Below are 22,115 nucleotides of genomic sequence, written 5' to 3'. Positions count from 1 at the left end.
ACCAGCCACGCGGATCCGGCGACACCCACCGTGAAAGGGGGAATTCAAAAGCGGATTGATCTCTTGTGCCGCACCATGGACGGGCTACGTCACGGTGAGCGAACGAAGGGGAACCGTCCGTGCAGTTCGAGGTGTGGGCACCACAGGCCGGCCGTGTGACGCTCCAGTGCGACGGCGCCACGCGCGCGCTGGAGCACGATCCGGAGCGGGAGGGGTGGTGGACCGGTGAGGCCGAGGCGCGCGACGGCTCGCGGTACGGATTCGCGCTGGACGGCGGCCCGGTGCTGCCCGATCCGCGCTCGCCGCGGCAGCCGGACGGCCCGGACGGGCTGAGCGCGGTCGTCGAGCACGCGCGGTACCCGTGGCGCTCCGCCGAGTGGCCCGGGCACCCGCTGTCCGGCGCGGTCCTGTACGAGCTGCACATCGGCACGTACACGCGTGAGGGCACCTTCGACGCGGCCGCCGAACGGTTGCCCCATCTGGTGGAACTGGGCGTCACCCACGTGGAGTTGATGCCCGTGTGCCCGTTCCCCGGCCGGTACGGCTGGGGCTACGACGGCGTGTCGCTGTGGGCCGTGCACGAGCCGTACGGCGGACCCGAGGGGCTGAAACGCTTCGTCGACCGGGCCCACGAGCTGGGCCTGGGCGTGGTCCTGGACGTGGTGCACAACCACCTGGGTCCGTCGGGCAACCACCTCCCGCGGTTCGGGCCGTACTTCACCGACACCCACCACACCCCGTGGGGCGCCGCCGTCAACCTGGACGCGCCCGGCTCGGACGAGGTGCGCCGGTTCCTGGTCGGCAGCGCGCTGGCGTGGCTGCGCGACTACCGGATCGACGGTCTGCGCCTGGACGCGGTGCACGCCCTGGTGGACACGCGCGCGTGCCACTTCCTGGAGGAGCTGTCGACGGCCGTGCACGCGCTCTCCGCCGACCTGGGCCGCCGTCCGTTCCTGATCGCGGAGTCGGACCTGAACGACCCGCGGATCATCACCCCGCGCGCGGAGGGCGGTCTCGGCCTGGACGCCCAGTGGAACGACGACTTCCACCACGCGCTGCACTCGGCGCTGACCGGCGAGTCCCAGGGCTACTACGCCGACTTCGGACGGGCCCCGCTCGCGGCGGTCGCCAAGACCCTCACCGGCGGCTACTTCCACGACGGGACGTACTCCGGCTTCCGGGGCCGCCATCACGGCCGCCCGCTGGACCGCACCCGGGTGGCCGGGCACCGGCTGCTCGGCTACAGCCAGACCCACGACCAGGTCGGCAACCGTGCCCGGGGCGACCGCCTGTCCACGCTGCTCGCCGGCTCCCCCGGGCTGCTGGCCTGCGCGGCCACGCTGACGCTGACCGCGCCGTTCACGCCGATGCTGTTCATGGGCGAGGAGTGGGCGGCCGGCACGCCGTGGCAGTACTTCACCGACCACACCGACCCGGAGCTCGCGGAGGCGGTGCGACGGGGCCGGCGGCGGGAGTTCGCCGAACACGGCTGGGCGGAGGAGGACGTGCCCGACCCTCAGGACCCGGCGACCCGTGACCGCTCCTGCCTGGACTGGTCCGAGCCGGGGCGCGAGCCGCACGCGCGTGTGCTGGCCTGGTACCGCCGGCTGACCGCCCTGCGGCACGAGCAGCCCGACCTCACCGACCCCGACCTCGCCGACACCAAGGTGGCCTACGACGAGGAGGCCCGCTGGTTCGCCTTCCGGCGCGGGGACGTGCTGGTGGCGCTCAACCTCGCCAAGGAGCCTGCGCGGATCCCCCTCGGCAACCGTCCCACCGAGGTGCTGGCCGCCTGGGAACCGGTCGCGGCACCCGGAGCGGACGGGCTGCTGCACGTGCCCGCGGAGTCGTGCGCGGTGCTGTTCCAGCACTGAGCACGGCACCGCGCCCGGACGGCGCCTACTCGCCGGTGTCCCCGGGGTCGGCGGGGTCAGCGAGGTGAGCGGGGTCTGCGGGGTCCGCCGGGTCCGCGGCGTCCTCCCGGAACTCCGTCACCCGCTCCAGCAGAATCGCCTCCCAGGCGTGGCGCAGCTGGGACCTGAGGAGCGGCAGCGGGCTTTCGTCGCGGCCGTCGAGGCGCGCGGCGAGGCGGATCACGGTGTCGCAGCGGGCCAGCCACAGGCCGCGCAGGCAGGGCCGGGCGCTGTAGCCGGCGAGGGTGGCGGCGCGCACCGCGGCGGGGGAACCCACGGCGACGGCGACGCCGGCGATGTCTTCGGCCGGGTCGCCGACCACGGCGTCGGTCCAGTCGAGGACCCCGCGCACCCGGCCGTCGGCGCTCACCACCAGATGCTCGCCCTTGAGGTCGTGGTGGACGAGCACGGCGGTGCCGGGCTGGGCGGCGAGCTGGGCCGCGGCGGGCGCGGTGAGCTGGGCCATCCGCGCAGGGTCGAACTCGTCGGCGGCGCCGAGGCGTACGGCGGCGTGCACGGCCATGCGGCGCAGCGCCTCCAGGGAGCGCGGCGCGGTGCGCGGGACGCCGAGGGTCCGGGCCTGCCGGACGGGGACCTCGCGCAGCCCGGTGAACAGCCCGGCCAGGTCGTCCTCGCCGACGGCGGAGACGTCGTGCTCGCCGGCCGAGCCGCCGGTGATCCGGGTGTCCAGCGTGTACGTCAGCCCGGGCGCCCATTCGCCGCGCGCGACGCTGGCCGGGACGGCGACCGGAAGGTGCGGGCGGACCAGTTCGCGCAGCCGCAGTTCGCGGCGCTGGCGCTCGGCGGCCTCACGGTCGGGGGCCAGGCGCAGCACATGGCGGGTGCCGACCCACCAGGTGGAGTGCTCGCCGCCCTCGGCGACGGGCCGGATCTCGGGTCCGCGGGCGGTGTCCGAGCCGTCCTTGAGCAGGGTGCGGACCAGTCTGCGGACCGTGTCCGTGGTGGGTGTCGGTGCCTGGGTCATCGTCGCGCCGTGTCGTTGCGGTTGCGGGGTGGGGACTGCCGGTGGTCAGTCCACTATGACCATCTCCCGGGTCGTGTCGTTGAGGCGGCGGCCCCCGTCCTCGGTCACGGTGACGATGTCCTCGATGCGCACCCCGAAGCGGCCGGGCAGGTAGATGCCGGGCTCCACGGAGAAGCACATGCCGGGTACGAGGGGCTGCTCCTCGCCCTCGATCATGTAGGGCGGCTCGTGCGTGGTGACGCCGATGCCGTGGCCGGTGCGGTGGATGAAGAACTCGCCGTACCCAGCCCGGGTGATGACCGCGCGGGCGGCGCGGTCGACCTCCTGGCAGGAGACTCCGGGGCGCACCGCCCGGAAGCCGGCCTCCTGGGCCTCGCGGACGATGTCGTGCACCCGCCGCTCCTCGTCGGTCGGCTCGCCGACGTGCACGGTGCGGGTGGTGTCGGAGCCGTAGCCGTCCTTGAGGCCGCCGAAGTCGAGGACGACCATGTCGCCGCGCTCGATGACGCGGTCGCCCACCTCGTGGTGCGGATTCGCGCCGTTGGGTCCGGAGCCGACGATGGTGAAGTCGACCTGGGAGTGTCCGAAGCGCCGCAGCAGGCCGGCGAGGTCGGCGGCGACCTCGGATTCGCGGCGGCCGGAGAACCGCAGCTTCCGGATCTCCTCGAACGCGGCGTCGGCGGCCGCGCCCGCCGCCGCGAGCAGTTCCACCTCGGCCGCGTCCTTCACCGCGCGCAGCATGGGCAGGGCCTCGGTGAGGGAGGCGTAGGAGGTCTTGGGCAGCGTCTGTTGCAGGGCGAGCAGGTGCATGGCCCAGGTGTTGTCGCTGATGCCGAACCGGCCGCGGTCGTCGAGGAGGGCGGCGGTGACGGCGTAGGGGTCGGTGCCGTCGGTCCAGTCGCGCAGGGCCAGGGCGGACGCGCCGGACGCCTTGGCGGCGTCCGGGGCCTCCAGGGTGGGCACGACGAGTACGGGTTCGCGTCCGGCGGCGAGGACGAGCAGCGTGAGCCGTTCGGTGACGGCGGTGGGCGCGTACCCGGTCAGCCACGCCAGGTCCGGCCCCGGTGCCACCAGCAGTCCGGCCAGACCGGCGTCGGCCGCCGCGCGGGCGGCGCGTTCCAGCCGGACCCTGTAGTCGTCGGCGGTGAAGGGCGCGAGCGCGGTGCCGGTCATCCGGGCCTCCGTATGCGGCTGAAACGGTGAGGAAGGCTACGGGCAGCATCCTGCCCGGCCACGCCGTGCGACGCGAGCCGGTCGGGGATCTCGACCACCCTCGCGTCGTCCGCCCGCACCGGCCCCTCGGCCGACGCACGGGGGACGAGCCACGGGACGGGACACGGGCAACGAGCCGGGGCAGGCCACGGACCAGGGCGGACCACGGGCCGCGGCGGGGCACAGGACGGGGCCGGGTACGGGGCATGAGCCAGGCCGGGCCTCGGGATGCGGCGGGAGCCGTCATGTGACGATCCCCGGGGTGACCGTCAGCTGCTGGTAGCCGCCGTCGGCGTGGCGCACGGTGAGGACCACCGGCTGCCCCGGGCGGGACCCGGCGACCGCGCGGGCCAGGTCCGCCGCCGTGTCCACCCGGGTTCTGCCGAAGACGAGGAGTACGTCGCCGCGGATCAGGCCCGCCGTGTACCCGGGGCCGGGGACGTGGACGCCGACCACCCGGGCTCCGGGCCTGCCGTCGTCCACCACCTCCACGCCCAGGGTCGGACGCACCGGTGCGGGCGCGGAGACGGGCGCGGAGACGGGCGCCTGATCCGTGCGCGCCCGGGTGCCGGCCGGCCGCTGCGGCTCAACGGGGGCGGGCCTGCTCGTGCCGATCACCGTGAGGCCCACCGCGCCGAGGCCGACCCCGGACAGGACCAGGACGATCGCGGCGAGCAGCCCGCACGCCAGGGCCGCGAGCCGGCGGCCGCGGCGGCGCGCGGCGAACGGGCGTCGTACCGGGCCGTGCTCGCCACCGCCGGGCTCCTGTCCCGGCATCGGCTTGGGACGCAACGCTGTCTGTTCCATCGACCGCCTCCGGCTGCCGCTGTTCGGTGGGCGGTCAGCCCACGGGGAGGGCGGCGACCGGCGGACGGTCCGGGAGGAAGGCGTGGGCCCGGCGGCCCAGCCACTCGGCCTTGTAGCGGTCCACGTTCCGGTGCCAGTTGAGAATGCCCGCCATCCAGTTCTGCAGGTCGGCGACATAGCCGAGCAGGGCCGCCCGCGCCTCCTCGGACAGCTCGAAGTCGTCCTGGACGACGGGCAGTTCGTGGGCGACGACGTGCTCGAACTGACGCATGCGCTGGTTCATCATGTCCTGGACGACCTTGAGGGCGGCCGGGTAGTCGATGCCGAAGAAGTGCTGTACGACCAGGATCGCGTTGTGGATCTCGCCCTCGTACTCGATCTCCTTCTGGTACGAGAAGACGTCGTTGAGAAGGCAGGCGTAGTCGACGGCCGCGTTCTCCAGGGAGCGGACCGGGCCGCTGCGGTAGACCTCCGCGGGGATGGCCGGGCCGTATCCCATCCGGCACAGGCTCAGGGTGAGGTCGGAGCCGAAGGTGGCACGCCGCATCTCCAGGTAGTCGACCGGGTCGGGGACGCGGTTCTGGAGCTGGTTGGACAGCTCCCACACCCAGCTCTCGGTCATCGAGTCGATGGCGTGCTTCAGGGTGCGCCGCTGGTCGGGGGTCATCTCCGCGGTGGTGCGCGCCCACAGGTCGGTCAGACTCCGCTCCATGGCGTTGAGCGGGACCGGCGCCGCCTCCCCCGCCACGGGCATGCAGGCCGACAGGCGTGCCGTGGTCGCCTTCGCGGCGACGAGGTCGCGGCGGTGCCCGTACACCAGCGGGTAGTAGTCGTCGCCGTAGGTGCCGAAGGCGAGCCACTGCGCGCTCAGGTCGAGTGCCTCGGGCGTGGCGTCCGGGTCGATGCCGGCCGAGCACAGCGCGAGGTCGTAGGCGGCGAGCTTGTCCTCGTCCCACACGCCCTCCTCGAGGATGCCCATGCTGTGGCACCAGTCGACGAGCCTTCGCCGGGAACGGTCCAGATGCGGGCTCAGCCCCAGCGGGTAGGGCATGCGGAGGTCGGGGATGCGGGACGGACCGACCTTCTCGAAGGGCACGTGCGTGTACGCGCGCAGCCTCTCCGCCCCGGCCGCCGCGAGCAGCGCGCCCACGTCGGCCGCCGAGGTGCCGGGGCCGGCCAGTCGCTGCCAGGGGCTGGTGGGCCGGGCCCGCTCGTTCATGTACCGGCTGGAGCGCGTGTGCCACTCGTGGCCGCCGGACTGCCAGTCCTGGAGGCCCTTGGCGTACGCCGCCACCGCCGCGGTCTCGACCGGGGTGAGGCCCTTCTCCAGGGCCACCGCGGGCACTTCGGTGAGCGCGGTGTGCTCGAACTGGTGGAGGCGGGAGGTGAGGACGTCGTTGACGGAGTCGGCGGCCTCCTGGGTGGTGCACCCGAAGAAGGTCTCCAGGACCAGGACGCCGTTGCTCAACTCCCCCTCGTCCTCCACCTCACGCTGGTAGGAGAACAGGTCGTTGCGCAGGTGCACGGCGTCGGAGAACGTCTCCATCAGCACCCTGAGCGGCCGGGTTCCGGCGACGGCGGCGGGCACTTCGGCGGTCGCGTACTCCACCAGCCCCGCCGACCAGGGCGCGCCGCCGACCTTGCGGCGCATCTCGATGTACTCGACGGGGTTGGCGATCCGCCCCTCGTTGATGTTCGACAGCTCCCACAGGGACTCGTTCAGCAGGTGCTCGGTGGCCACCGCGAACCGGTGGCGCCAGTCGGCCGACATCGACGGCACCGTACGCGCCCACAGGTCGGCGAGGCCGGCCTCGACCGGGTTGCGCGGCTCGGGGACGGGGGTTTCGGGGTCGAGGGGCATGAACAGGGGAAGCCGGTCCAGGTAGGCCTTGCCGCCCGCGCGGTCCTGGCTGCGCTTGAAGGTCTCCAGGAAGTGGTCGTCGAAGAAGAAGACCCACACGTACCAGTCGGTGATGAGCGACAGGGCGGGCCCGTCGCAGTCGGGGTGGGTGTAGGCGCAGAGCAGTCCGTAGTCGTGCGCGTCGAGGTCGGACTGCTCCCAGATCCCGGAGCCCTCCAGCATGCCCATGTCGCGCGCCCACCGCGTCGAGTGGGCTCGGGCCTCGTCGACGTTCGGGTTGAGCCGCGCGGGATACGGCATGTAGAAGTGCGGGAGTTCGAAGGGCTGCTGCGTCATGGCCGGGCCCTACCCGCGACACTCCGGCACCATCCGTACGCACCAACTGGATCACTCCATCGCGTGAATCCGCACGTGAACGGGGTTGTCGCGCGGTGCGGCCGGCCGGCGGCTCAGGTCCCGACCTGGATCAGCGCGTGCGTGCCCGCGACGCGCCAGCGCTCGCCCTCGGCGGCGTCCAGCGCGGCCTCGGTGTCCGCGTCCAGGCCGGTGATCACGTCGGACTTCAGGGTGCGCAGGGCGGCGAGGGGGCCGGGGAAGTAGCCGGTGGTGTCCGCGAACGGCGTGGTCGGGGGCCACAGCCGGTCGCCCACCAGCCGCCGGTAGTTCAGGTCGCCCTTGAACACGGTCAGCGTGGCCGCGGCGAACTCCTCGCGCAGGTCGGCGGGCATGTCGGCGTAGGGCAGCGGGGCGCAGGAGAAGGGGTGTGCCCGGACCGTCAGCCGGCCGTCGGCCATCGCCGCCCACAGGCGGCGCCCGTGTTCCGCGGCCGCGCCGGGAGCCGCCGTCAGCCGGCGCACGGCGTCGACGACGTCGGCGGTGGTGGCGTCGGAGACGTAGTACGGGTACGGCTTGACGTGCAGGACCGCCCGCCGGACGCGGCCCTGGGCGAGGAGGTGGGCGACGAGGAGGAGATCGGGGACGAGTTCGCGGCCGGCGTTGTCGGCGACCAGGCAGAGCGTGCCGGTGCCGGAGGGCGGCAGCAGCGACCAGAGGGCCTCCCTGTCGTCGGCGACCAGGGCGGGGACGGGCGGTCCGGCCTCGGCGCCGCCCGCCGACAGCCGGAAGCCGAGGTCGGCGCGGTTGCCCCAGAGCGAGCCGTGCAGCAGGGCGTCCGCGCGCTCCGCCGCCGGCTTGCCCTCCAGTTCGTCGAGCGCCGCCAGTTCCTCGTCGGTCTCCGGGGATTCGAGTTCGGCGAGTTTGGACGGGCGGAAGGGGTCGATGCCCTGCCAGGGGCCGGGTGCGAAGTAGCCGACGGCTTCGAGGAGCCGGCGGTAGAAGTAGCTCTCGGACCACAGCCACGGCACGTCGAACCAGGAGTGGCCGGCGTACTGTCCCAGGCCCCAGTCCTGCCAGCGGTCGCGGTCGGGCGCGGCGGCGGGAAGGTCGTCGATCACGCCCTCGGCGCAGCTCTCCAGCAGCGTGTCCAGGGCGCGGTGCTGCCCGGGTCCGTAGGGGAACGCGTCGCGCACCTGCCGGATGACGGCCGGGTGCCGTTCGGCCAGCACGCTGTGCGGGAAGGAACCGGGTTCGTCGCCGACGAGTACGGGCGCGGACGGGTTGGCGGGCATGCGCCTCACCGTACCCGGCGGGTCATACGACGACGATCTCCCGCTCCAGCCGGGTGGCGAGGCTCAGATAGCGGGGGCGCCGGTGCACCGGCACGAGGCCGCGGATCAGCAGGTGCCACATCTCGGTCGTCCTGCGCGGCAGCCGCGCCATGGGTTCCAGGGGCCGGCCGGCGACCCGGGTGCCGACGAAGAAGCAGACGAGGGAGTGCGCGACGGCGTGGACGTCGACGTCCTGCTGGATCTCGTACTCCTTGACGGCGCCGAGGAGTTTGCCGGTGGCGATGTCCAGCCACTCGGTGAACGGGTGCCGCAGCGGCGGGCGCACCTCGACTCCTCCGGTGGCCAGTCGCAGGCCGGCGCGGGTGACGGGGCCCTCCACGGTGAGGCGGGTGAGCGCGTAGGTGATGCGTATCAGGGCTTCCAGCGACGAGTGGCCCTGCTCGTCCACGCGACTGGTCACCTGCCGGGCGGCCCGGGACTGCAACTCCAGGATGGCGTGGGCCAGATCCTCCTTGGCCGCGAAGTGGAAGTACAGGGCGCCCTTGGTGACGTGTGCGTGTGTGACGATGTCGCTCAGGCTGGTCCGTTCGTAGCCGTGCCGGTCGAACAGGTCGGCGGCGGCCGTGATGATCGTCGCGCGGGTCTGTTCGGCGCGTAACTGCCTCGGCATGGACAGAACACTCCCGGGGCCGTAACGAACGGGGCGTGCCGTTTGTTTCTCACTCCGCGTACACGATAGCTCACGGCTCCGAGGCGTCCACCAGGGCCCCTTGGACCTTCCTCCGTCACCCCCGGCGCTCCGGAAACGCGCGCCGCCGGTGGAACCAGACGGGACGCGCTGTATCGGCACCCGCCGCCCGTCCGCGCTCATGTGCCGCCACTCGCGGGCCGGTTGAACGCTTCGCGCCCGCCGCCCGTACTGGACCGCGCAGCAGCCCGTTTCCCCGCCGGCCCAGGAGACGTCTCCCGATGACCCGGACGACCGCGCCCCTCGGGCGCACCGCAGCCGCTACGGCGGTGTCGGCCCTGCTCATGGTGTGGGCGGCCGGGCCCGCACACGCGCACGGCGCCCCGACCGACCCGGTCAGCCGGGTGTTCGCCTGCTCGCCGGACGGCGGCGGCCGGGCCGGTTCGGCCGCCTGCCGGGCGGCCGTCGCCGCGAACGGAGCCCCCTTCACCGCGTGGGACAACCTGCGGGTGGCGAACGTGGGCGGCCGGGACCGCCAGGTCGTCCCCGACGGAAAGCTGTGCAGCGGAGGACTGCCCGCGTACAAGGGCCTCGACCTCGCCCGCGACGACTGGCCGTCGACCCGTCTGGTGCCGGGCGCGGGGCTCACGATGGCGTACGCCTCGACGATCCCGCACGAGGGCACGTTCAAGCTCTATCTGACCAGGCAGGGCTACGACCCGACGAAGCCGCTGACCTGGTCGGACCTGCCCGCCCAGCCCTTCGCCGAGGTCAAGGACCCACCGCTGACGGGCGGCGCGTACCGCATCGGGGCGACGCTGCCCGCCGACCGGGCGGGCCGTCATGTGCTGTTCACCATCTGGCAGAACAGCAGCACGCCGGACACCTACTACTCGTGCTCGGACGTGGTGTTCGCGAAGGCGACAAAGGCGACAAAGGGGGCCGGCGGCACGAGCGGTTCGGGCGGCACGAGCGGAACGGCCGGGCCGGCCAAGCCGGGTGACTCCGGCCGCTCGGGCGGGAGCCCGGCCGCCGGTACGCCGGAGCCGGGCACGCAGGCCGCGAGTCCGGGCCACTCGCACGGGCCGCACACGACCGATCCCGCGCGGCAGACGCCGAACTCCGCCGCCGCTCAGGCGCGTTCGGGCGCTCCCGACAGCAGCCCGGTGGCGTCCGCGACCGACGCCGGCCAGGGTCCTTCCGCGCCACTGCTGGCGGGCGGCGCCGCCGCGGTACTGGTGCTCACCGGGGGCGCCGCCCTCGCCCTGCGGCTGCGCGGCCGCTGAACACGCTCGTGCCGGCTTCCTGACCAGGAGCCTCGGCGGCGTACCCGGGCCCGACGGCTTCCGGAGTTCGCCGCTCGTACCGCCGGACCGCCGCCGCGAGGGCGAGTCCGTACGGTGCCAGGACGGCGGCGAGCAGAACGTAGTAGGGCAACGGAAGCCCCGTCATGCCCAGCGGCGGGCCCAGCGGACTGACCGGGAGCAGCAGCCCGGCGAGGGCGAGGCCGGCCGCGGCCCGGCCGACGGGTCCGGGCAGCCGCCGCCGGCCGCCCTCGTCCCGGCCGGTGCGCAGGAGCACCATCACCAGCGCCTGGGTCAGCAGGTTCTCGGTGAACCAGGCCGAGTGGAAGACGGCCTCGTCGTTCAGCGCGTCGGGTCCCCACAGAACGAGGGCGAGGACGGCGAAGGTCGCGAAGTCCGCGACCGCGTTGAGCGAGCCGAACCCGGTGATGAACCGCAGGAAGGCACGCGGCCGCAGCGCGGTCGGACGGCGCAGCGCCGCCCTTCCCGGACGGTCGTGGGCGAAGGACGACTGGGCCGCGTCGAAGCAGAGGTTCTGGACGAGCACCTGCACCGGGAGCATCGGCAGGAAGGGCAGCAGCAGGCCCGCGACGAGCATCGCTATGACGTTGCCGAGGTTGGAGGAGAGCGTGACGCGCAGATAGGAGGCGATGTTGCCGCTGGCCCGCCGGCCGGCGACCACGGCGTGGCCGATCGCGGTGAGGTCCTTGTCGGCGAGCACCACGTCGGCGCTGTCCCGGGCGATGTCACAGGCCGCCCGCGGTGCGACGCCGACGTCGGCGGCCCGCAGCGCGGGCACGTCGTTGGCGCCGTCGCCGAGGAAGCCGACGGTGTGCCCCGCGTCCCGCAGCGCGGCCACGACCCGGGCCTTGTCGTCCGGCGTGCAGCGGGCGAAGACGGTGGAACGGGCTGCGGCCGCCGCGAAGTCCCCGTCCCCGCCGGGCCCGGGGCCCACCGTGTGCACCTCCCCCACCTCCAGCCCCAGGTCACGGCAGACGCGCGCCGCCGTGCCGGGGTGGTCGCCGGTGAGGATCTTCACGGTGACACCGGCCTCGGCGAGCCCGCGCAGGGCCTCGGCCGCAGTCGGCGCGAGCGCGTCACGGAAGGCGATCAGGCCCCGGAAGGTGAGGCCGCGCTCGTCGGCGGGGGTGTAGTCGCCGGTGCGGGCGGCGCGTTCGGCGGTGGCGAGGGCCAGCAGCCGCAGCCCGGCGTCCGCCTCGCGCGCGGCGAGCTCCCGCAGGCGCTCGCGCTCGGCGGGCTCCAGCGCGCAGCGCTCCAGTACGTCCTCCACGGCGCCCCGGACGACGAGGACGTGCCTGTCGAACCGGCCCCGCACCACGGCGGTGGCCAGGCGCCGTACCGGGTCGAAGGGGACGGCCGCGACCCCGTCGTGCTCCTCGCCGACCGCTCCGGCGGCCTCCAGGAGTGCCTCGTCGAGCGCGTCCGGGGCGGGCAGTTCGGCGAGCTGGAGGGTCCACCAGGCGCCGACCGCGGCCCAGCGCAGCACCTCCGGGTCGTCCCGGCCGTCCGCGTCGAGGGCCCGTTCGACGACGGGCCGGTCCTGGGTGAGGGTGCCGGTCTTGTCGACGCAGAGCACGTCGACGGCGCCCAGGTCGTGCAGTGCGGGCAGCCGCTTGACGATGACGCCGTGCGCCCCCGCGAGCTGCCGGGTGCCGCGGGCCAGGCAGAGGGTGACGATCACCGGCAGCATCTCGGGTGTGAGCCCGACGGCCACCGCCACGGCGAAGGGCAGCGTCTCCAGGCCGCGCCCGCGCAGCGCCGCGTTCGCCACCAGCACCAGCGGCGGCGTCAGCAGCATGAACCGGATGAGCACCCAGGAGATGCCCTGCACGGAGCGGTCGAAGGCGCTGAGGGCCGTCCGGTCCCCGCGCCCGCGGCCCGCGGTGCCGTGGGCGGCGGCGAACCGCGTGCGCGCGCCCGTGTGCACCACCACGGCGGTGGCCGTGCCGGTGGCGACGCTGCTGCCCTGGAAGCACAGGTGCGCCTGTCCGAACGGGCCGCTTTCCCCGAGCCCCGGCTCCTCCACGGCCGCCTTGGCGACCGGGGCGGACTCGCCGGTCAGCGCGGCCTGATGCACGGTCAGCCCTCGGGCGCGCAGGAGTCGTACGTCGGCCGGTACGCGGTCGCCGGGGCCGAGCCGGAGCACGTCGCCCGGCACCAGTTCGGTGACCGGGACCTCCCGGGCGCGCGGCCGTTCCCCGCCGGCCGTCCGCCGCAGCACGGTGGCGGTGCCGGCGACCAGTTCACGCAGGGCGGCCATGGACCGGTCGGCCCGGTGCTCGCCGGTCGCGCGCAGCACGCAGCTGACCACGACCAGGCTGAGGATCACCGCGGCGGTCCCCCAGGAGGCGACGAGCGTGGAGACCAGGCCCAGGCAGAGCAGTACGGCCGTGAACGGGTCCCGCAGGGAGCGCACCCACAGCAGGGGCCAGGACGGGGTGCGCACCTCGGGGACCGTGTTCTCGCCGACCGCCGCCAGCCGTGCCTCCGCCTCGGCGTCGGTCAGCCCGCGCGGACCGCTGTCGAGCCGCCGCAGTACCTGGAGGGGTGTTCCCTCCGGCTCGGCCGGGCGCGCCGCCGCGAGCTCAGAGGCCACGGAGGCGGCGCGCCGGGGCGTCGGCGTCGGCTCCCCGGTCGGTGAGCCGGGCGACCGTGAGCCGTACGACGTCGACCACGTCGGGGTCGTCGACGAAGTAGACCTGCCGCCGGCCCTCGCGGCGGGAGCGGACGAGCCCGGCGAGCTTGAGTTTGGTCAGGTGCTGGCTGACGGCGGGCAGCGCCCCGCCGACCCGCTCGGCGAGCCCGGTGACGTCGCTCTCGCCCTGGGCCAGTGCCCACACGATGTGCAGCCGGGCGGGCGAGGCGAGCAGCCCGAAGGCCGCGGCCGCCTCCGCGAGCACGTCGGCGGGCGGATCCTCGAAGCCACTGCCGGCTGCCGCCACGGTCGTCTTCCTCCTGTTCGCGCACGCCCGCACGCCAGGTACGAGCCGCACCAGTCTAGGCGGCCCCGTACGAACGGGACCCGCCGGAACTCGTCCACCGGAACTTATCCGCCGCTCCGCTAGTTTCTACGTTGCTGTAGATGCAGCACGGAACGTGTTAGGCCACCCGACACCACACTTGGAGAGCACATGGCCCTGTGGGACCGCATCAAGGACTCCGCGACGCAGATGCAGACCCAGCTCGTGGCGAAGAAGAACGACCTGAAGAGCGGTGCCTTCCGGGACGCGAGCATGGCGATGTGCGCCCTCGTGGCCGCCGCCGACGGCACCGTCGACCCTTCGGAGCGCCAGCGTGTCGCACAGCTGATCGCCACCAACGAGGTGCTGCAGAACTTCCCCGCGGACGATCTGCGCCGCCGCTTCGAGGAGAACCTGAACAGGCTGACCGCGGACTTCGACTTCGGCAAGGTCAGCGTGATGCAGGAGATCGCCAAGGCGAAGAAGAAGCCCGCCGAGGCGCGTGCCGTCGTCCAGATCGGCATCGTCATCGGCGGCGCGGACGGCGACTTCGACAAGACCGAGCAGGCCATGGTGCGCGAGGCCTGTTTCGCCCTGGGGCTGCCGCCGCACGAGTTCGACCTCTGAGCCGGCGGGTCCCGCGGCTCGACGCCTCGCCGGGTGCCGGACGGTCGTCCGGTACCCGGCGAGGCGGTGTCACGGCCCCGCGGGCGTCCCCACCGCGGTCGGTCAGTCGAGGCCCGCGGACTTCAGCCAGGCCTTGGCCACGTCGAGCGGGTCCTTGTTCTGCGACTGCACCTGGGTGTCCAGGTCCAGCAGGGTGGCTGTGTCCAGCTTGACGGAGACCGCGTTGAGCGCGTCGACCCCCTTCTGGTCCAGGCCGGACTTGTACACCAGCGGCTGGACGTTCTCGAAGCCGAAGAGGTTCTTCGGGTCCTGAAGGACGACGAACTTCTCCTTGGCGATGGTCGGATCCGTGGTGAACAGGTCGGCGACCTGCACGGTGTTCTTCTTCAGCGCCGCCTGGGTCAGCGGGCCGCCCGCGTCCAGCGCCTTGAAGGACTTGAACTCCAGCCCGTACTCGGACTTCAGGCCCTTGAGGCCCTGGTGCCGGGCCTGGAACTCCGGCGAGCCGCCGATGACCAGGTCCTTGGCGGCGCCCTTGAGGTCCGCGATGGAGGACTTCTCGGTGAGGCCGTACTTCTTCGCCGTCGTGGCGTTGACGGTGACGGAGTCCTTGTCCTCCGCGGGCGCCGGTTCGAGCAGCGTCAGCCCGGAGTCGAGCTTGGCGCCGATGGCGGCCGTCGTCGCCTCGACCGTCTTCGGGGCGGCCTTGGAGTCGAGATACGCCAGCAGCGCCCCGTTGTACTCGGGCAGCACGGTGATCGAGCCGTTCTTGAGCAGTCCGTAGGTGGTCTCGCGGCTGCCGATGTTGGGCTTGTACTCGACCTTGATGCCCTTGGCCTTCAGGGCCTCGCCGTAGATGTCGGCGATCAGGATGCTCTCGGCGAAGTTGTTGGAGCCGACGACGACCGTGCCGGCGCCCGCCCTGCCCTCCGCGAGCGGGTCCTTGCCGGAGGAGCCGCCGGACGAACACCCCGCGAGAAGCGCCGCGGAGGCGGCGAGTGCGACGGCGGCCGCCCCGAAGTGGCTCTTGCTGGACTTGGTGCTCTTCGTGTTGGAAGTCACAATTCCCGTTCCCGGCTGAGAGGTTGGTCGGGCACATGGCAGCGGCGGCAGCACGCGGGACGCGAGCACCGCCGTTTGATCCAATCCAGCGGCTTCTTCGTCAGTCAAGAGGCGCCGGGTCACCGATCGGCTTCGATGCGTGGCAGGTGGTGAGGGCGGAGGGCGCCCGGGGAGGCCGGGGATCCGCCCCGGCCCCGGGGTGCCGCTTCGCCGCCCGCGGTCAGCCGCCACGGCGCACCCCGGGCGACACCGTCACCCGCGCGACCGCCCAGAACACCGCGAGCGTCGCCAGCGCCATCACGGCGACCAGCGTGGCCCCGCCCACGACCTTCTCGTAGTCGTGCTGGTAGAGGCCGTCGACGATGTACCGGCCGAGGCCGCCGAGGCTGACGTACGCGGCGATGGTGGCCGTGGAGACGATCTGGATGGCCGCCGACCGCAGTCCGCTGAGGATCAGCGGGAGGGCGACGGGCAGTTCGACCTGGAACAGGACGCGCGACTCGGCCATGCCCATGCCCCGGGCCGCGTCCACCGGCGAGGGGTCGACGGAGCGCATCGCCTCGTAGGTCGTGATCAGGATCGGCGGAACGGCGAGGACGACCAGCGGGATCATCACGGGGATCTTGCCGAAGCCGAGCAGGATCACCATCAGCACCAGCAGACCGAAGCTGGGCAGCGCCCGCCCGGCGGTGGCGATCAGGGCGAGGGCGTTGCCGCCGCGCCCGTAGTGCCCGGTGACCAGGCCGACCGGCAGGCCGATGACGGCGGCCAGGCCCAGGGCCATCAGGGAGTACTGGACGTGCTCCGCGAGGCGCGTGGGGATGCCGTCGTAGCCCTTCCAGTGGGCCGCGTCGCTGAAGAAGGCGTTGACGAAGTGGAGTACGTTCACCGGGCGGCGTCCTCCCGTGCGGGCGTGGCCGGTTCGGGCCGGGCCTCGGGGTCCGTGGGAGTGCCGCGGCGGGTGCCGCGCGGCATCCAGGGGGTCAGCAGCAGGCGTACGAGGACCAGCACGGCGTCGACGACGACCGCCAGGGCCGCCGTGGTGAGGACGGAGTTCCAGGCGAGTTCGGGCCGGTTGTAGATCTGCGCGTCGTGGAGCAGATTGCCGAGGGCGCCCTGGTTGCCGATCAGCATCCCGACGCTGACGAGCGAGATGCTGGAGACGGCGGCCACCCGCAGCCCCGCGATGATGGCGGGCACCGCGATCGGCAACTGCACCTGGAGGTACCGGCGTACGGGCCCCAGGCCCATGGCGGTGGCCGCGGCCAGTGTCTCCTGCGGCACCGAGCGGACGCCGTCGACGATCGCCGGGACGAGCACGACGAGGCTGTAGACGGCGAGCGGGATCATCACGGTGAGCTCGGTCTGGCCGGTGTAGTCGATGAGGACGACGAAGAACGCCAGCGACGGGACCGCGTACAGCACGGTCGTCAGACCCAGCACGGGCGGGTACAGCCAGCGGAAGCGCACACACAGCTGGGCGAGGGGCAGGGCGGCGAGGAGACCCGCCAGCACCGGCAGCAGCGCCTCGCGCAGGTGCAGTCCGATCAGGCCGAACCAGCTGTGCTGAAGGTCGCTCGGAATATCGAAGAATCGGTTCATCCGGCGACCCCGGCCTCAGCGCCGGCTTCCGCTCCGGCGTCGGCGCCGGCCTCCGCCGCGGCCCCCGCGCCGGCCTCCGCCCCGGTACGCCCCTCGGCGTGGGCGCTGCGGATCGCCTCGCCGATGGTCTGCTGCGAGACGACGCCGACCGCGCGGCCAGTGCCGTCCACGGCGACCGCCCAGCCGGTCGGCGAGAGCACGGCGCCGTCGAGGGCGGCGCGCAGCGAATCGGTGCCGTACTCGAAGGGCCGCCCGTAGGAGAGGAGCCGTGCGGCGTCGAGGGGGCCGTCGCCCAGCGCGCCCGGCTCGCTCCAGCCGAGGGGCCTGCCGTCCGGGTCGGTGACGAGGAGGTAGGGCACGTCGGGGATGGCGCGGGCGGCGATCTGCTCGGCGGTGGAGTCGGCGGTGACGATCGGGGTCTTCGTCAACTCCAGTCCCCCGGATGCGAAGAAGGACAGCCGGCGGATGCCGCGGTCGATACCGAGGAAGTCCTCCACGAAGTCGTCCGCGGGCGCGGAGAGCAGTTCGGCGGGCGGGGCGTACTGGGCCAGCCGGCCGCCGGTGCGCAGGACCGCGACCATCGTGCCGATTTTGACGGCCTCGTCGATGTCGTGCGTGACGAAGACGATGGTCTTGCCCAACTCTTCCTGGATACGGAGCAGTTCGTCCTGGAGGCCCTTGCGCACCACCGGGTCCACGGCGGAGAACGGCTCGTCCATCAGCAGCACCGGCGGGTCGGCGGCGAGCGCCCGCGCCACGCCGACGCGCTGCTGCTGGCCGCCGGAGAGCTGGTACGGGTAGCGCTTGGCGAGCGAGGCGTCGAGGCCGACCCGCTCCATCAACTCGGCCGCCCGCGCCCGGGCCTTCTGCTTGCCCCAGCCGAGCAGGCGGGGCACGGTCGCGATGTTGTCGACGATGGTGCGGTGCTGGAAGAGCCCCGCGTGCTGGATGACGTACCCCATGGACCGGCGCAGGGCGTTGACGGGCTGTTCCTGGATGTCGACGCCGTCGAGGAGGATGGTGCCCCCGGTCGGCTCCACCATCCGGTTGATCATGCGCAGAGTGGTGGTCTTGCCACATCCCGACGGTCCGACGAGGACGGTGATCGAGCGGTCCGGTATGTCGAGCGAGAGCCGGTCGACAGCCAGCGTGCCGTCCGGATACCGCTTGGTGACTGAATCTATCCGTATCAAAACGCCGAATACCCTTCGGGTCTGGCAGGAGCTGTCCGCTCTCCGCCAAGGTCGCGCGGGCCGTTGCAGGAATGGTCCGAGCACCTTGTGACGTGCGACGACCGCACGTGACACCCCCGTCCCCCGTAACCGCACCGTGCGCAAGCTGTGAGCCCGGCGCGCGGGCCCGCCCGACCGGACGGTTCCCAGGCCCCGTGGCGCCTTTCGACACCGACGCCTACCCAGCATCGCGCCCGCGACACCGGTCGGCCTACGCGATCCGCGCCACGTCTCCGCCCCGCCCCGCCCCCGGCGCCCCGGCCCCGGCAAGGGGCGGGGGCGGGCCCGAAGGCCCGTCCCCTGGACGGGTGCGGCCGGGGCCGGGTCAGGTCCGGCCGGGGCCGCCACCGCCGAAGGATCCGCTGCTGCCCGGGTGCCAGCGCCGCCGGTGCTGGTCCTGACTGCGGCGGGTTCCGGTGGCGTGCAGCTCATAGGGCATGAGCCGCTCCCCGTCGTCCGGGTGGAGCTCGTCCAGCTCCCGCATCTCCCTGATCTCGTGGACGGCGCCGGTGACCGGCAGGTGCGGCTGCTCCGCCTCGGTCGGCCGGTCCGGCTCGCGGCGCATCACACCGATGCCCATGCCGACGGCCCACACCAAGGCGATCACGATGACGAGTCCACCGATGAAGGCGCCGAAGGTGGCCCACACATTGGGCGCCACGGCCAGTACGGCGTAGGAGGCTATGTCCATGTCTTCCACCCGCCTCACCAAGGAAAGCGAAGAGTGCCGGTGGCGCCGATGACGCCACCTGTGTCCCACATTGTCCCACCGTGCGAGTGCCCCGCAAAGTGCCCGCGACTCCCCGGGCGGCCGCCGCCCCGGTAGCCGCCGGTGACTCCGCCGTGGCCGCCGGTGCTGGAAAATGAACACATGGCCGGACTTCTCGACCGATGCCGGATCCTGATGTCCAACGTCCGCACCGGCCGTCGTCCGCTCCGGCACCGCGCGGACCCGGAGCCGGAGCGGGGACGGCGGACTCGGACCGGCGACGCGCACGGGCCTCGGCACACGCCCGCGTGGCGGCGGCGCCCGACGCCGGGCGTGCGCAGCTTCGCCGCGCAGGCGTTCGCCGTCCAGATGGTGATGCTGCTGGTGCTCATCATCGCCGCGGGCGCCGTCCTCGTGCTCGAGACCTGGAACAACAGCCTGGCGGACGCCCGGCACCGCACCCGCTCCGTCGCCGAGTCCTTCGCCAGTGCCCCCGGGACGGCGCAGGCCCTCGACAGCCGCGATCCGACGGCGATCCTCCAGCCGCGCGCCGAGGAGACCCGGAAGCGGACGGGTGTGGCCTTCGTCGTCGTCTACCGGCCGGACGGGATCCGTCTCACGCACCCCGACCCCGCCCTGATCGGCAAGCACGTCGTAGGGCCGTACAAGCAGGCGATGGAGGGCAGGCCCTTCACGGAGGTCATCAACGCGAGCCGCGGCCCCGCGGTCGACTCGATCGTCCCGGTCTTCCGGCCGGACGGCTCGGTCGCGGGCGTCGTGAGCGTCGCGATCACGCTCGGGACGGTGAACACGACGGTCCAGCACCAGTTGCCGGTCCTGCTCGGCGGCGTGGGGGGCGCGCTCGTCCTGGCCACGTGCGGATCGGCGTGGGCGAGCAGGCGGCTGCGGCGGCAGACCCATGGTCTGGGCCACGTCGAGCTGACGCGGATGTACGAGCACCACGACGCCGTCCTGCACTCCGTGCGGGAGGGCGTCCTCGTCCTCTCGGGCGAGGGCCGGCTGCTCCTGGCCAACGACGAGGCGCGGCGGCTGCTCGGCCTGCCGGCGGACGCGGAGGGACGCCGGATCGCCGATCTCGGCCTCGAACCGCGGGTGGCCCAGCTACTGTCCTCCGGGCGGGTGGCCAGCGACGAGGTGCTCCTCGCGGGAGACCGGCTGCTGATCGTCAACACCCGTCTCACGGACCGCGCCGGAGGCCCGGCCGGCAGTGTGACGACGCTGCGGGACACCACGGAGCTGCGCGCACTCTCGGGCCGGGTCGAGGAGGCTCAGGAGCGTCTGCGGCTGCTGTACGACGCGGGTGTGCGGGTCGGCACCGCCCTGGACGTCGTACGGACCGCCGAGGAACTGGCGGAGGTCGCCGTCCCCAGGTTCGCCGACCTGGTCACCGTCGAGCTGCTGGAGCCCGTCCTGCGCGGCGACGAGCCGACGGACACGGCGGACATGCGCCGCACGGTCATCCTCGGCGACAGCCTGGACCCGCCCGTCTTCCCTGTCGGAGGGCGGATCACCTGGGTGCCCGGCACCCCGATGGCGGCGGCGCTGGAGACCGGTCACGCGGTGCTGGAGGCCGATCTGGGCGCCGCCCGCGACTGGCGGGTCCAGAGCCCGGAGACGGCCGCGAGGATCCTCGACCACGGGATCCGCTCGCTCATCGCGGTACCGATGCGGGCGCGGGGCGTCCTGCTGGGACTGGCCGACTTCTGGCGGACGGACCGGCGCAGCCCCTTCGACGACGACGACCGCTCCCTCGCCGAGGAGCTGGTCGCGCGGGCGGCCGTGTCCATCGACAACGCACGCCGCTACACCCACGCGCACGGCGTCGCCGTGACCCTGCAACGCAGCCTGCTGCCCCGGGGGCGGCCCGAGCAGAACGCGCTGGAGGTGGCCCACCGCTATCTGCCCGCGCAGGCCGGCGGCGTGGGCGGGGACTGGTTCGACGTGATCCCGCTGTCGGGCGCGCGCGTGGCCCTCGTCGTCGGCGACGTCGTCGGACACGGTCTGCACGCCGCCGCCACCATGGGCCGCCTGCGCACCGCGGTGCTCAACTTCTCGGCCCTCGACCTGCCGCCCGACGAGATCCTGGTCCACCTCGACGAACTGGTCACCCGGATCGACCAGGACCGGGCGGCCGAGGCCGAGGCCGACACGGTCACCGGGGCCACCTGCCTGTACGCGATCTACGACCCCGCCGGCGGACGCTGCACCGTGGCGACCGCGGGTCACCCCGGGCCGGCGCTGGTACGTCCCGACGGCACGGTGGTCTTCCCCGAGGTGCCCGCCTCCCCGCCCCTCGGCCTGGCGGCGGGCCTGCCCGTCGGGACCGCCGAACTGGACCTGACGGAGGGTTCGCTCCTGGTCCTCTACACCGACGGGCTGGTCGAGGACCGGGACAGGGACATCGGCACCGGCCTCGCCCTGCTGCGCGACACCCTGGCCGGCCGGCCCGACCGGAGCCCGGAGGAGACGTGCCGGGAGGTGATCGACGCCGTGCTGCCACCGCGCCCCAGCGACGACGTGGCACTGCTGGTGGCCCGCACCCGGCTGCTGGACCCGGCGGACGTCGTGGAGTGGGACGTGCCCCGCGACTCCGCGTCCGTCGCCCCGGTGCGCGCGGCGTGCGCCCGGCAGCTGGACGCGTGGGGACTGGAGGAGGTGGGTTTCGACACCGAGCTGATGCTCAGCGAACTGGTCACCAACGCGATCCGCTACGGCAGCGAGCCGATCCGGGTGCGGATGCTGCGCGACCGCGACCTCATCTGCGAGGTCTCCGACGGCAGCAGCACCTCACCGCACCCGCGCCGGGCCGCCCTGACGGACGAGGGTGGACGCGGCCTGTTCCTCGTCGCCCAGCTGGCTCGGCGGTGGGGGACCAGGTACACACCCCACGGCAAGGTCATCTGGACCGAACAGCCGCTGCACGGCGGGTCGGCGCGGCCCGGCGGGGACCTGGGCGACCTGCTGCTCGACCAGTGGGACGACGAGGCGTTGTGACGGGCGCGCCGTCCGTGCTCCCGGACACGGTCGCGGGTCCCGGCGTCCGCCGGGACCCGCGACCCGCCGCCTCAGCCCTCGTCCGGCACCAGCCGCAGGGAGATCGAGTTGATGCAGTACCGCTGGTCGGTCGGGGTCGCGTACCCCTCGCCCTCGAAGACGTGCCCGAGGTGCGACCCGCAGCGCGCGCACCGCACCTCGGTGCGCAGCATCCCGTGGGAGCGGTCCTCCAGCAGCTCCACGGCGTCGGTGTCCTTCGGGTCGTAGAAGGACGGCCAGCCGCAGTGGGACTCGAACTTGGTGCCGGAGGTGAACAGTTCCGCGCCGCAGGCCCGGCAGGAGTAGACACCCTTGGTCCTGGTGTCCGTGTACTCACCGGTGAAGGCGGGCTCCGTGCCGGCCTTGCGCAGCACGGCGTACTCGGCCGGGCTCAGCTCGGCCTGCCACTGCTCGTCCGGCTTCTCGACGTCGTACGGCATGGGTCTCGCG

General features: G+C 73.4%; 18 protein-coding genes. 4 read left to right on the top strand and 14 right to left on the bottom strand.

The window, feature by feature from the left end:
• Positions 1 to 119: 119 nt before the first annotated feature.
• Positions 120 to 1,874, top strand: coding sequence for a malto-oligosyltrehalose trehalohydrolase (treZ, locus tag ACIQMV_RS09735; protein ID WP_402592220.1), 1,755 nt, complete (start codon positions 120 to 122; stop codon positions 1,872 to 1,874).
• Between the two features lie 25 nt (positions 1,875 to 1,899).
• Here treZ and ACIQMV_RS09730 read toward each other — a convergent pair whose 3' ends face one another.
• From ACIQMV_RS09730 to ACIQMV_RS09705, 6 genes are all read right to left on the bottom strand, one after another.
• The gene (locus ACIQMV_RS09730; RefSeq protein ID WP_402592219.1) at positions 1,900 to 2,898 is read right to left on the bottom strand and encodes an aminoglycoside phosphotransferase family protein; all 999 of its coding nucleotides are present in this window, start codon (positions 2,896 to 2,898) and stop codon (positions 1,900 to 1,902) included.
• Between the two features lie 45 nt (positions 2,899 to 2,943).
• Positions 2,944 to 4,071, bottom strand: coding sequence for an aminopeptidase P family protein (locus tag ACIQMV_RS09725; protein WP_402592218.1), 1,128 nt, complete (start codon positions 4,069 to 4,071; stop codon positions 2,944 to 2,946).
• A 282-nt stretch (positions 4,072 to 4,353) separates the two neighbouring features.
• The gene (locus tag ACIQMV_RS09720) at positions 4,354 to 4,917 is read right to left on the bottom strand and encodes a PDZ domain-containing protein (protein ID WP_402592217.1); all 564 of its coding nucleotides are present in this window, start codon (positions 4,915 to 4,917) and stop codon (positions 4,354 to 4,356) included.
• A 34-nt stretch (positions 4,918 to 4,951) separates the two neighbouring features.
• On the bottom strand, positions 4,952 to 7,114 hold the full coding sequence (gene cyc2, locus ACIQMV_RS09715; protein WP_402592216.1) for a germacradienol/geosmin synthase Cyc2: 2,163 nt from the start codon (positions 7,112 to 7,114) through the stop codon (positions 4,952 to 4,954).
• 113 nt (positions 7,115 to 7,227) lie between these two features.
• Entirely contained in the window at positions 7,228 to 8,406 is a 1,179-nt protein-coding gene (locus tag ACIQMV_RS09710; protein WP_402592215.1) for a damage-control phosphatase ARMT1 family protein, read from the bottom strand.
• Between the two features lie 22 nt (positions 8,407 to 8,428).
• A complete protein-coding gene (locus ACIQMV_RS09705) occupies positions 8,429 to 9,076 on the bottom strand; it encodes a ScbR family autoregulator-binding transcription factor (RefSeq protein ID WP_402592214.1) in 648 nt (215 codons plus the stop codon).
• A 299-nt stretch (positions 9,077 to 9,375) separates the two neighbouring features.
• Here ACIQMV_RS09705 and ACIQMV_RS09700 point away from each other — a divergent pair, with 299 nt between their 5' ends.
• Positions 9,376 to 10,380: a lytic polysaccharide monooxygenase gene (locus ACIQMV_RS09700; RefSeq protein WP_402592213.1), complete on the top strand. Its 1,005-nt coding sequence runs from the start codon at positions 9,376 to 9,378 to the stop codon at positions 10,378 to 10,380.
• On the opposite strand, the gene mgtA is transcribed toward ACIQMV_RS09700, so the two are convergent.
• A complete protein-coding gene (gene mgtA, locus ACIQMV_RS09695; RefSeq protein ID WP_402592212.1) occupies positions 10,337 to 13,015 on the bottom strand; it encodes a magnesium-translocating P-type ATPase in 2,679 nt (892 codons plus the stop codon). The genes ACIQMV_RS09700 and mgtA overlap by 44 nt on opposite strands.
• Complete coding sequence (locus ACIQMV_RS09690) at positions 13,005 to 13,361, bottom strand: metalloregulator ArsR/SmtB family transcription factor (RefSeq protein ID WP_141357181.1); 357 nt, start codon at positions 13,359 to 13,361, stop codon at positions 13,005 to 13,007. Before ACIQMV_RS09690 ends, mgtA begins: the two co-directional genes overlap by 11 nt.
• Before the next feature lie 189 nt (positions 13,362 to 13,550).
• Between ACIQMV_RS09690 and ACIQMV_RS09685 the strand changes: the two genes are divergently transcribed.
• Positions 13,551 to 14,006, top strand: coding sequence for a tellurite resistance TerB family protein (locus ACIQMV_RS09685; RefSeq protein ID WP_402592211.1), 456 nt, complete (start codon positions 13,551 to 13,553; stop codon positions 14,004 to 14,006).
• A gap of 102 nt (positions 14,007 to 14,108) precedes the next feature.
• Here the strand turns inward: ACIQMV_RS09685 and ACIQMV_RS09680 are convergent, their stop codons facing one another.
• The 5 genes from ACIQMV_RS09680 to ACIQMV_RS09660 all read right to left on the bottom strand — a co-directional run bounded on the left by ACIQMV_RS09680 (position 14,109) and on the right by ACIQMV_RS09660 (position 18,593).
• On the bottom strand, positions 14,109 to 15,068 hold the full coding sequence (locus ACIQMV_RS09680; protein WP_402592210.1) for an ABC transporter substrate-binding protein: 960 nt from the start codon (positions 15,066 to 15,068) through the stop codon (positions 14,109 to 14,111).
• 220 nt (positions 15,069 to 15,288) lie between these two features.
• Entirely contained in the window at positions 15,289 to 15,957 is a 669-nt protein-coding gene (locus tag ACIQMV_RS09675) for an ABC transporter permease (RefSeq protein WP_141357187.1), read from the bottom strand.
• On the bottom strand, positions 15,954 to 16,670 hold the full coding sequence (locus ACIQMV_RS09670) for an ABC transporter permease (protein WP_402592209.1): 717 nt from the start codon (positions 16,668 to 16,670) through the stop codon (positions 15,954 to 15,956). The genes ACIQMV_RS09675 and ACIQMV_RS09670 overlap by 4 nt, the downstream gene beginning before the upstream one ends.
• Positions 16,667 to 17,863 carry an ABC transporter ATP-binding protein gene (locus tag ACIQMV_RS09665; protein ID WP_402592208.1) on the bottom strand — a complete coding sequence of 399 codons (1,197 nt, stop codon included), beginning with the start codon at positions 17,861 to 17,863 and terminating at the stop codon, positions 16,667 to 16,669. The genes ACIQMV_RS09670 and ACIQMV_RS09665 overlap by 4 nt, the downstream gene beginning before the upstream one ends.
• Positions 17,864 to 18,227: 364 nt before the next feature.
• The gene (locus ACIQMV_RS09660) at positions 18,228 to 18,593 is read right to left on the bottom strand and encodes a DUF6479 family protein (RefSeq protein ID WP_141357191.1); all 366 of its coding nucleotides are present in this window, start codon (positions 18,591 to 18,593) and stop codon (positions 18,228 to 18,230) included.
• Positions 18,594 to 18,773: 180 nt separating this feature from the next.
• Between ACIQMV_RS09660 and ACIQMV_RS09655 the strand changes: the two genes are divergently transcribed.
• On the top strand, positions 18,774 to 21,626 hold the full coding sequence (locus ACIQMV_RS09655; protein ID WP_402592207.1) for a SpoIIE family protein phosphatase: 2,853 nt from the start codon (positions 18,774 to 18,776) through the stop codon (positions 21,624 to 21,626).
• Between the two features lie 71 nt (positions 21,627 to 21,697).
• On the opposite strand, the gene msrB is transcribed toward ACIQMV_RS09655, so the two are convergent.
• Positions 21,698 to 22,105, bottom strand: a complete 408-nt coding sequence (gene msrB, locus ACIQMV_RS09650; protein WP_141357193.1) for a peptide-methionine (R)-S-oxide reductase MsrB — start codon at positions 22,103 to 22,105, stop codon at positions 21,698 to 21,700.
• Between the last annotated feature and the right edge of the window lie 10 nt (positions 22,106 to 22,115).

The organism is Streptomyces sp. NPDC091412, from assembly GCF_044756885.1.
Taxonomy (GTDB): domain Bacteria; phylum Actinomycetota; class Actinomycetes; order Streptomycetales; family Streptomycetaceae; genus Streptomyces.
The sequence above is the reverse complement of the archived record's forward strand: the minus strand, read 5'-3'. Positions and strand labels throughout refer to the sequence as shown.

What these genes read in the sequence shown, in the direction of transcription:
- ACIQMV_RS09730 (WP_402592219.1), bottom strand. Translation starts at nt 2,898, where the DNA reads ATGACCCAGGCACCGACACCCACCACGGACACGGTCCGCAGACTGGTC.
- ACIQMV_RS09725 (WP_402592218.1), bottom strand. Translation starts at nt 4,071, where the DNA reads ATGACCGGCACCGCGCTCGCGCCCTTCACCGCCGACGACTACAGGGTC.
- ACIQMV_RS09720 (WP_402592217.1), bottom strand. Translation starts at nt 4,917, where the DNA reads ATGGAACAGACAGCGTTGCGTCCCAAGCCGATGCCGGGACAGGAGCCC.
- cyc2 (WP_402592216.1), bottom strand. Translation starts at nt 7,114, where the DNA reads ATGACGCAGCAGCCCTTCGAACTCCCGCACTTCTACATGCCGTATCCC.
- ACIQMV_RS09710 (WP_402592215.1), bottom strand. Translation starts at nt 8,406, where the DNA reads ATGCCCGCCAACCCGTCCGCGCCCGTACTCGTCGGCGACGAACCCGGT.
- ACIQMV_RS09705 (WP_402592214.1), bottom strand. Translation starts at nt 9,076, where the DNA reads ATGCCGAGGCAGTTACGCGCCGAACAGACCCGCGCGACGATCATCACG.
- ACIQMV_RS09700 (WP_402592213.1), top strand. Translation starts at nt 9,376, where the DNA reads ATGACCCGGACGACCGCGCCCCTCGGGCGCACCGCAGCCGCTACGGCG.
- ACIQMV_RS09685 (WP_402592211.1), top strand. Translation starts at nt 13,551, where the DNA reads ATGGCCCTGTGGGACCGCATCAAGGACTCCGCGACGCAGATGCAGACC.
- ACIQMV_RS09670 (WP_402592209.1), bottom strand. Translation starts at nt 16,670, where the DNA reads ATGAACCGATTCTTCGATATTCCGAGCGACCTTCAGCACAGCTGGTTC.
- ACIQMV_RS09660 (WP_141357191.1), bottom strand. Translation starts at nt 18,593, where the DNA reads ATGGACATAGCCTCCTACGCCGTACTGGCCGTGGCGCCCAATGTGTGG.
- ACIQMV_RS09655 (WP_402592207.1), top strand. Translation starts at nt 18,774, where the DNA reads ATGGCCGGACTTCTCGACCGATGCCGGATCCTGATGTCCAACGTCCGC.
- msrB (WP_141357193.1), bottom strand. Translation starts at nt 22,105, where the DNA reads ATGCCGTACGACGTCGAGAAGCCGGACGAGCAGTGGCAGGCCGAGCTG.